This is a genomic window from Micromonospora sp. NPDC004540 (assembly GCF_040610095.1).
In the GTDB taxonomy this organism is placed as follows: domain Bacteria; phylum Actinomycetota; class Actinomycetes; order Mycobacteriales; family Micromonosporaceae; genus Micromonospora.
Map to the genome: position 1 here is coordinate 1 of NZ_JBEXLR010000175.1, position 5973 is coordinate 5973.

The window sequence follows — 5973 nt, forward strand, 5'->3', positions numbered from 1 at the left end:
GCCAACTAGCCGGCGGCCAATTTGCGCGTGCGCCGGCGTGAGTACACGCCCGACGCCGCACGTGCCGCGATGCTGGCGGTGGCCGCGCTGGCCCGCGGCGCCGACGGCCCGCGGTGGCTGGCCGACCAGGGCGTCCGGGCCTGGCCCCGGACGCGCCGGACGGCCCTTCCCCAGCCCGCTACCCGGTGGTAACTTGCCGGCATGTCCATCGACGGTCGTCCCGCCGGCCGGCTGGCCGGCAAGGTGGTGCTGGTGACCGGGGCGGCGCGGGGCATCGGCGAGCACACCGCCCGGCTCGCCGCGGCCCGGGGCGCCCGGCTGGCCCTGGTCGGGCTGGAGCCCGACCGGCTCGCCGCGCTCGCCACCGAGCTGGGCCCCGGCCACGTCTGGTTCCCCGCCGACGTCACCGACCAGGCCGAGCTGGCCGCCGCCGTGGACGGCACGGTCACGGCGCTGGGCGGCATCGACGCGGTGGTGGCGAACGCCGGGGTGGCCAACCGGGGCACCATCGCCGTCGGCGACGTCGAGGCGCTGGTCCGCACGGTCGAGGTGAACCTGATCGGGGTGATGCGCACCGCGGCGGCGACCGTGCCGGCGCTCACCGCCCGCCGGGGCTACCTGCTGATCGTCTCCTCCGCCGCCGCGTTCGCGGCGCTGCCCGGGATGGCCGCCTACTGCGCCTCCAAGGCCGGAGTCGAGCACTTCGGCACGGCGATCCGGCTGGAGCTGGCGCATCGCGGGGTCGCCGTGGGCACGGCGCACCCGTCCTGGGTGGACACCGACCTGGTCCGCGAGGCGCGGGCCGACCTGCCGGCCTTCGAGACGGCGCTGGCGAAGCTCCCCTGGCCGATGCGGCGGACCACCACCGTGCAGGAGTGCGCGGAGGCGTTCGTCCGGGCCATCGAGCGCCGCCGGCGCCGGGTCTACGTGCCGCGCGCCGTCGGGGCCGTGCAGGCGGTCCGATCGGTGCTGGTCAGCCCGCTCGCCGACAAGCTGGTCGGGCGGACCGCGAAGGACGTGGTTCCACTCATCGAGGAGCAGTCCCGGGCACTCGGGCGGGGCTTCGGGGCGAGCACGCCGGACGTGACGCGGTGAGCGCGAGGAGTGAGCCGGTTCTGCGAGCCCCGCAGTCGCGAACGACGGTGGCACGATGAGCGCCCCGGTGGAGGTGGTCTTCGAGCGGCGCGGGGCCGGCGCGCCGCTGGTGCTGCTGCACGGCATCGGTCACCACTGGGCCGCCTGGTCGCCGGTGCTGGACCGGCTCGCCGAGGCGCACGACGTGATCGCCGTCGACCTGCCCGGGTTCGGCCGCTCGCCGGTGCCCGCCGCCGGCCTGCCGGCCGACATGCCCGGCCTGGTGGCCGGGATCGTCGAGCTGTTCGCCGCGCTCGGGCTGGACCGCCCGCACGTGGCGGGCAACAGCCTCGGTGGGGCCATCGCGCTGGAGCTGGCCGCCGCCGGCGCGGTCTCCTCGGCCACCGCCCTCTCCCCCGCCGGCTTCTGCACCCCGCGCGAGCTGCGCTGGGCGCTCACCGTGCTCACCCTGCACCGCAACGCCGCGCGGCTGCCCGAGCCGGTGCTGCGGTCGCTGTTCGCCGCCCCGGCGCTGCGCGCCCTCGCGCTGGGCATGATCCTGGCCCGGCCGAACCGGATGGCGCTGGCCGAGGCGCTGGCCGACGCGCGGGCGCTGCGCGAGGCGCGGGCGTTCCGGGCGGTGGCCCGGGCCGGCCGGGGCTACGCGTTCGCCGGCGCGCCGACGGTGCCGGTGACGATCGCCTGGGGCACCCGGGACCGGATCCTGCCCTACCGGCAGGCGGCGCTGGCGCGGACGCGGCTGCCGGCGGCCCGGCATCTGGACCTGACCGGCTGCGGACACGTGCCGATGCACGACGACCCGGAGCTGGTCGCCTCGGTCATCCTCGGCACCACCGGCGCGCGGGCGGCCTGACCGGGCTCACTCGGTGGCGCCGAACGGATCGGTGCGCACGTACCGCATCGTCCAGTCGCCCCCGTGGTGGTGGTCGCGCTCGTAGAGGTGGTCCGCCTCGCCGCCGGGCGGCCGGTCGGGGTGGCGCACGATCCACCGCCGCGGCGGCGCCCCGTCCGGTTCGGCGGGCAGATCCCGGACCAGGTCGTCGGCGGGCCCGCCGACGAACCGTACGCGCACCAGAGCCACCGGTCACCCTCCGTATCGCCGTCGACACGCCCCTCTGTTGGCGAAGCTACCCCGCGCCGCCCGCGCCCGGGCCGGGAAACCCCCGGCGGTTTGCCCTGCTCGGGGCCCGGGTAGCGAGAACCAGGAGCGGGACCGAACGAGGACGAGGAGTGGTCGATGAGGACGCTGGGCGGGCGGTACGAGCTCGAACGGCGCGTCGGCATCGGCGGAATGTCCGAGGTGTGGCGGGCGCACGACCTCGTGCTCGACCGGACCGTCGCGGTGAAGCTGATCTCGCCGGGGATGGACGGCGAGGCCACCTCGGTGGAGCGGATCCGGGCCGAGGCCCGCTCGGCGGCCCGGCTGGTGCACCCGAACGTGACCAGCGTGCACGACTTCGGCACCGCCGCCCTGCCGGACGGGCGCGCCGTGCCGTACATCGTCATGGAGCTGGCCGAGGGGGAGACGCTCGCCGCCCACCTGCGCGCCGGCCCGCTGGACTGGCGGATCGCGGTGCGGGTCTGCGCCGAGGTGAGCGCCGCGCTGGCCGCCGCGCACGCGCACGGCATCGTGCACCGCGACGTGAAACCGGCGAACGTGATCCTCACCCCGGCCGGGGTGAAGGTGCTCGACTTCGGGATCGCCACCCCGGCCGGCGCGCCGGACCACACCCCGGACGGGATCGTGGTCGGCACCCCGGCGTACCTGGCGCCGGAGCAGCTCGACCGGCAGCCGGCCACTCCCGCCGCCGACATGTACGCCCTGGGCGTGCTCCTCTACTACTGCCTGACCGGCCGGCTCCCGTACACGGCCGACAGCACCACCCAGCTGCTCGGCTCGGGCCGGCGCCGGCCACCGGAGCCGCTGCCCGAGATCGACGGGTTGCCGGCCGAGGCGGCCGACCTGTGCCGGCGCTGCCTCGCCATCGACCCGGGCGACCGGCCGACCAGCCTGATGGCGGCGCTGCTGCTCGCCGAGGTGGTGGACGCCCGGGTCTACGTCCCGATGGTCGCGACGGCGCCCCGCCAGCGCAGCGTCCCGGTGTCGGCATGGACCGAGCGGGCCGCCACCGAGGCGACCGAGGCGATCGCGGTCGACGCGTACCTTACCTCCCGCTGACGTGCTGCCTGCTCAGGCGCGGTTTCGCCGGACGGGGGCCGGGTAGCCGGGCGGGTGAGTGACGGGAGGAACGCGATGCCGGATCCGAGTTCCTGGCTGGCCGAGACGGCCACGGCGACCGCCGCGGGCGGTCACGTACGCACCGACGACGGCGGTCTCTCCTCCGCCCTGGCGTCCCCGTTGGCGCCGCACTGCACCGGCCTGACGCCGGAGCAGCTCCTGGCCGCCGCGTTCGCCTCCTGCCTGCACCACGCGGCGGTGGAGGCGGCCGGCGAGATCACCGACGAGGCGCACACCGTCGAGGTGACCGCGGCGGCGAAGCTGGGCCGCGACGACGACGGCCGCTACCGCGCCGACGTGCACGCCGAGATCTCCTCGGCCGGACTCACCCGCGAGCAGCTGGCCGACCTGGTGGCGCACGCGGACCGGCTCTGGCCCTTCTCCAGCGGCGACAACAGCCGGCACCGGCTCACCGTCACCCCGGCGGAGAACGGCCGGCACTGACCGCTCACCACCGGAAGCCGGCGGTCACCGCGCGGTGGTCGCTGTCCGGGGTGTGCACCACCCCGGCGGTGGTGGGGGTGAGGCCCCGGAAGAGGACGTGGTCCGGGCGGGTCACCGGAAGTTCCGCCGGCCAGGTGAAGCCGAAGCCCTGACCGGCGTCGGCCTGGGCGTCGCGCAGCAGGCGGGTGAGCGGCACGAAGACCCGGTCGGTGCTGGCGGTGTTCAGGTCGCCGAGCACCACGAGCCGGGGCGCTGCGTCGGCCCGGACGGTGGCGGCGAGGGCGGCGAGGGTCTCGTCGCGGGTGGCGGTGTGTCCGGCCCGGGCCGAGCCGAGGTGCACCACGTAGACCGCCAGGTCGCCCTGCGGGGCGGCGACCACGGCTCGCAACGCGCGCTCCCAACCGAGGCCGGTGTCCACGCCGTGCGCCTCCCGGATCGGCCAGCGGCTCCACAGCCCGACCGTGGAGACCGCGGCCCGGTGCGGGTAGCGCCCGTCCAGCGCGGCGGCGACCCGGTCGCCGTCGTCGACCTCCTGGAGGCCGATCAGGTCCGGGCCGGCGTCGGCCAGGGCGTCGACCGTGGCGGCCGGGTCGGGGTTGCCGGAGTGCAGGTTCTGGCTGGCCACCCGGAGCGAGGTGGCGCCCGCGCCGGACGCGGGCGGCAGCCAGGCGCCGCCGTAGAGCGCCGCCCAGACCAGCGCCGGCAGCAGGACCACGAGCAGGGCCCGGCGGGAGCGGCGCAGCAGCGCAGCGAGCGCGAGCAGAGGTACGCCGAGCCCGAGCAGCGGGGTGGCGCTGTCGACCAGGCTGCCCAGGCCGTGCACGTTGGGGACGGCCCGGTGGCCGACGAGCAGCACGGCGAGCAGGACGGCGCACAGGCTGACGATCAGCCCCCGCCGGCCCCGGCGGCCGGCGGGTTCTCCGGCGGCCCGCTCATCGACCATCTGCTCCGTCACCGTCCGCATCGTATCGAGCCGCCGGACCTCCGGTGAGGGCGATCCGGGTACGCCCCGGCCCCCGGCCGCCTGGCCTCTCCGGCCGACGCGTGGACCCCCAGGTGAGGGGCGTGCCCCTCCCCCGAACGGAGGAGGGCGGGTGGAACCGCCGAAAAGACGATCATGCGCCCGTTCTATCCGGGAGTTCCCGACATGAACGGAAAAGGCGACAGGCGCGGAAGATCGAGTTCGTGGTGCACCGAGCGTAATGTGCGGGCGGATCATGGCAAATTGTGGCGCATGCCACCAACCACCCCGATGGCAAGCGCCGGGAAGCTTTCTAGCCTCGGCGGGTGCCTCCCGACGACCCCGCTGAGCAGAAGCCGACCGAGAAGCCGCCCCTTCGCCGTACGATCGACCCGGCATCAGCCGAACGGAGGATCGGCCGGCACCGAGCCCCGGAGCCCCCGCGGCGCGGCCCGGTCCGCTCCACCCCCGCCCGGGTCGCCGTCGCCACCGGCGTGACCTGCTGCCTCGGCCTGATCGGCGTGGTCGGCGCGCGGGAGACCGGGCAGCGGCACGAGCCGGTCCGCGAGGTGCTCGCCGACCGGGCGGCCAGCGAGCAGCGGGCCTCCCGGGACTTCGAGCGGGCCGCCCCGCCGGTCGCCGTGCCGGTCACCCCGATCCCGGCCGCCACGCCCAGCCCGACGCCCACGAAGAAGGCGCCGAAGAAGCCGGTCCGGCCCAAGCACCCCCGTCCCGTCGCCGGGCTGGACCAGCGGCAGATGGACAACGCCAAGGCGATCGTCGACGCGGGCCTGGCCATGAAGATGCCGCGCCGGGCGCTGGTGGTGGCCGTCGCCACCGCCATGCAGGAGAGCAACCTCTACAACCTGGCCAGCGACGTGCTCCCGGAGTCGTTCGACTACCCGCACCAGGGCAGCGGCTCCGACCACGACTCCGTCGGGCTGTTCCAGCAGCGGCCCAGCAGCGGCTGGGGCACCGTCGCCGAGATCATGCGGCCGGCGTACGCGGCCCGCGCCTTCTTCACCGCGCTGAAGGAGGTGCCCGGCTGGACGGAGCTGAGCCTCACCGCGGCGGCCCAGGCCGTGCAGGTCTCCGCCTTCCCCGACGCGTACGCGAAGCACGAGCAGCGGGCCACCACGGTGGTGGCGGCGCTGGTCTGAGCGGCGCTCAGGCGGCGCTGCGCTCGGCGGCGCCGCCGCCCGGCACCCCCGCGGCGGCGGTCGGCGTCTCCGGC

General features: G+C 76.3%; 7 protein-coding genes. 5 read left to right on the forward strand and 2 right to left on the reverse strand.

Annotated elements, in window-relative coordinates; genetic code table 11:
* The first annotated feature begins 201 nt into the window (after nt 1–201).
* The gene (locus ABZV78_RS31090) at nt 202–1095 is read left to right on the forward strand and encodes an SDR family oxidoreductase (RefSeq protein ID WP_355644338.1); all 894 of its coding nucleotides are present in this window, start codon (nt 202–204) and stop codon (nt 1093–1095) included.
* Nucleotides 1096–1150: 55 nt separating this feature from the next.
* On the forward strand, nt 1151–1948 hold the full coding sequence (locus ABZV78_RS31095) for an alpha/beta hydrolase (RefSeq protein WP_355644340.1): 798 nt from the start codon (nt 1151–1153) through the stop codon (nt 1946–1948).
* A 6-nt stretch (nt 1949–1954) separates the two neighbouring features.
* Here the strand turns inward: ABZV78_RS31095 and ABZV78_RS31100 are convergent, their stop codons facing one another.
* Entirely contained in the window at nt 1955–2176 is a 222-nt protein-coding gene (locus ABZV78_RS31100; protein ID WP_355644342.1) for a hypothetical protein, read from the reverse strand.
* A gap of 156 nt (nt 2177–2332) precedes the next feature.
* Here ABZV78_RS31100 and ABZV78_RS31105 point away from each other — a divergent pair, with 156 nt between their 5' ends.
* Nucleotides 2333–3274 (forward strand): serine/threonine-protein kinase, encoded by a 942-nt coding sequence (locus ABZV78_RS31105; protein ID WP_355644344.1) that lies wholly within the window; start codon nt 2333–2335, stop codon nt 3272–3274.
* A gap of 75 nt (nt 3275–3349) precedes the next feature.
* Complete coding sequence (locus tag ABZV78_RS31110; protein WP_262285231.1) at nt 3350–3778, forward strand: OsmC family protein; 429 nt, start codon at nt 3350–3352, stop codon at nt 3776–3778.
* A gap of 4 nt (nt 3779–3782) precedes the next feature.
* On the opposite strand, the gene ABZV78_RS31115 is transcribed toward ABZV78_RS31110, so the two are convergent.
* Nucleotides 3783–4733: an endonuclease/exonuclease/phosphatase family protein gene (locus tag ABZV78_RS31115; protein ID WP_355644346.1), complete on the reverse strand. Its 951-nt coding sequence runs from the start codon at nt 4731–4733 to the stop codon at nt 3783–3785.
* 332 nt (nt 4734–5065) lie between these two features.
* Here ABZV78_RS31115 and ABZV78_RS31120 point away from each other — a divergent pair, with 332 nt between their 5' ends.
* Nucleotides 5066–5899 (forward strand): hypothetical protein, encoded by an 834-nt coding sequence (locus ABZV78_RS31120; protein ID WP_355644348.1) that lies wholly within the window; start codon nt 5066–5068, stop codon nt 5897–5899.
* The last annotated feature ends 74 nt before the right edge of the window (nt 5900–5973 follow it).

Bases quoted from the DNA above. Each gene is read 5' to 3' on its own strand.
- ABZV78_RS31090 (WP_355644338.1), top strand. From the start codon at position 202: ATGTCCATCGACGGTCGTCCCGCCGGCCGGCTGGCCGGCAAGGTGGTG.
- ABZV78_RS31095 (WP_355644340.1), top strand. From the start codon at position 1,151: ATGAGCGCCCCGGTGGAGGTGGTCTTCGAGCGGCGCGGGGCCGGCGCG.
- ABZV78_RS31110 (WP_262285231.1), top strand. From the start codon at position 3,350: ATGCCGGATCCGAGTTCCTGGCTGGCCGAGACGGCCACGGCGACCGCC.
- ABZV78_RS31105 (WP_355644344.1), top strand. From the start codon at position 2,333: ATGAGGACGCTGGGCGGGCGGTACGAGCTCGAACGGCGCGTCGGCATC.